Source organism: Synechococcus sp. H55.11, assembly GCF_047462475.1.
Classification (GTDB): domain Bacteria; phylum Cyanobacteriota; class Cyanobacteriia; order Thermostichales; family Thermostichaceae; genus Thermostichus.
This window is the reverse complement of sequence record NZ_JANSJI010000074.1, coordinates 1-2018: the sequence shown is the minus strand read 5'-3', so window position 1 is coordinate 2018 and position 2018 is coordinate 1. Positions and strand designations below refer to the sequence as shown.

Annotated in this window: 1 protein-coding gene and 1 pseudogene; both read left to right on the top strand. The window is 60.5% G+C overall.

Annotation, left to right across the window (positions count from 1 at the left end):
• A pseudogene (locus NW853_RS03255) lies at positions 1-270 on the top strand (hypothetical protein); the annotation flags it as partial.
• 556 nt (positions 271-826) lie between these two features.
• Positions 827-1897 carry a 3-deoxy-7-phosphoheptulonate synthase gene (locus NW853_RS03250; protein ID WP_414336186.1) on the top strand — a complete coding sequence of 357 codons (1071 nt, stop codon included), beginning with the start codon at positions 827-829 and terminating at the stop codon, positions 1895-1897.
• The last annotated feature ends 121 nt before the right edge of the window (positions 1898-2018 follow it).

Sequence of the window (2018 nt, the reverse complement as noted above, 5' to 3'; positions counted from 1 at the left end):
GAGATTCCCCCGCTCCCCGGAGCAATGCCGGGCATGCTGGGCCGTCTGAAGTTGGCAGGAGAAACCCGCCAAGCCCTGCTCCTGCCCCAAGCAAACCTGGTAGAACAGTTCGGCCTTACGGGCGTGTACCGGCTGGTGGACGGCAAGCCGCTGTTTACGCCCGTGGTGGTGGGATCCCGCTATGGGGATCAGGTGGAGATCCACAGTGGGCTACAGCCTGGAGACGAGGTAATCCAGGAAGCGGCTGCCGTCCGGGCTAGATCCTTCTGAAAACTGTTTCCTAGGACAGAAGCCCAGAGTTCTGCTGACTTTCTTGATTTCCACCGGGCTTGCGGGGCTTTCGCCGCTGCGACCTTGTCGGGCTGAGGCGGCGGAAAGAAGTCCCTCACCGCCCTGAAGCTTTTCTCCTCGCCCCGCTTGCAACAGCGTCGCAGAGTGATGGCTACGGAGCGGGCAAGCTTCTTGATCTGGGTGGGAGAAAACCGTCCTCTGGGCTGCGCCTGGGAACCCTGGGAGCGACCCAGAACCTGAACCCGTCTTGGTAAATCCAGTTTCTTTTTGGGTATACTTCCGCTATACTCATCTCGTACAGATTCCGAGTTCCTTCCCCTGAAGATGACCTGCCGCGCTCCCTTTTTTGGCTACTTTAGCTTTCCCTGGCAACGACCAGGGCGGAAGGGTGGCGCGTAAACCATAGAGCCTAGGTTTACCCGAGTCAGTCCTGAAGCCCTGAGCCCAGTGCCAGGGCTTTTTTGATGGCTCGATGCTCCATTCCCTCACTTCCCATCCCTTGCACACAATCTTGCCCACGATGAAGGACAGTTCTATGCCCCCCCAAACCGACAACTGCAACATCCAAGAGGTGACTCCCTTGATTGCCCCTGCTGCTGTCAAGGCCAAGCTGCCGCTGACGGAAACGGCAGCCCAAGTGGTGCTCTCCACGCGGCAAGCCATCCGCGACATCATCCACGGGCGGGATCTCCATCGCTTGGTGGTGATTGTCGGCCCCTGTTCCATCCACGATCCCGAAGCGGCCTTGGAGTATGCCCACCGCCTCAAGCGGGTGGCCGATCGAACCCGCGAGCACCTGGTGATTGTGATGCGCACCTATTTTGAGAAGCCGCGCACCACAGTGGGCTGGAAGGGCCTCATTAATGATCCCCACCTGGACGGCTCCTGCGATATTGCCACTGGCTTGCAACTGGCCCGTTCCATCCTATTGCAGATCAACGAGCTGGGCTTGCCCTGTGCCACAGAAATGTTGGATCCGGTAACTCCCCAATACACCGCAGACCTGGTGAGCTGGGCGGCCATCGGCGCCCGAACCATCGAAAGCCAGACCCACCGGGAAATGGCCAGTGGCCTCTCTATGCCCGTGGGCTTCAAAAATGGCACCGACGGGCGGCTGGAAATTGCCCTCAACGCCATTCTCTCCGCCAGTCACCCCCACAGTTTTCTGGGCATCGGCCAAGACGGCATGACGGCCCTGGTGAAAACCACCGGCAACCCAGACCGGCACATTGTGTTGCGCGGCGGCGGCGGCAAGACCAACTACGGCCCGGAAGATGTGGCGCGGGCGGCGCTGCTGATGAAGGATCAAGGGATCCCGCGCTCGGTGATGGTGGACTGCTCCCACGACAACTCCCACAAAGACTACCGCCAGCAGGGAGCCGTCTGTCGGGCAGTGCTGCGGCAGTACCAAGCAGGGCAGCGGGCCTTGATGGGGCTGATGCTGGAGAGCAACCTCAACCCAGGCAAGCAAACCTGGCAGGAAGGGGCACCACTCAAGTACGGCGTTTCCATCACCGACGGCTGCATCGGCTGGGAGGAGACCGAGGATCTGTTGCAGGAGATGGCAGCAGTCGTAGCAGGGAAAACCTTGGCTTTGAATCACTAAAAAAGCCCCGCAAGACCCAAGCAAGGCAATAAAGTTGTGCTCGGCAGCAGTGCAACTCCCCTCTCCCTCTGGGAGAGGGGCTGGGGGTGGTCGCGTGAGCGGCGCGGAGCGCTTGGGCTGA

Bases quoted from the DNA above. Each gene is read 5' to 3' on its own strand.
- NW853_RS03250 (WP_414336186.1), top strand. From the start codon at position 827: ATGCCCCCCCAAACCGACAACTGCAACATCCAAGAGGTGACTCCCTTG.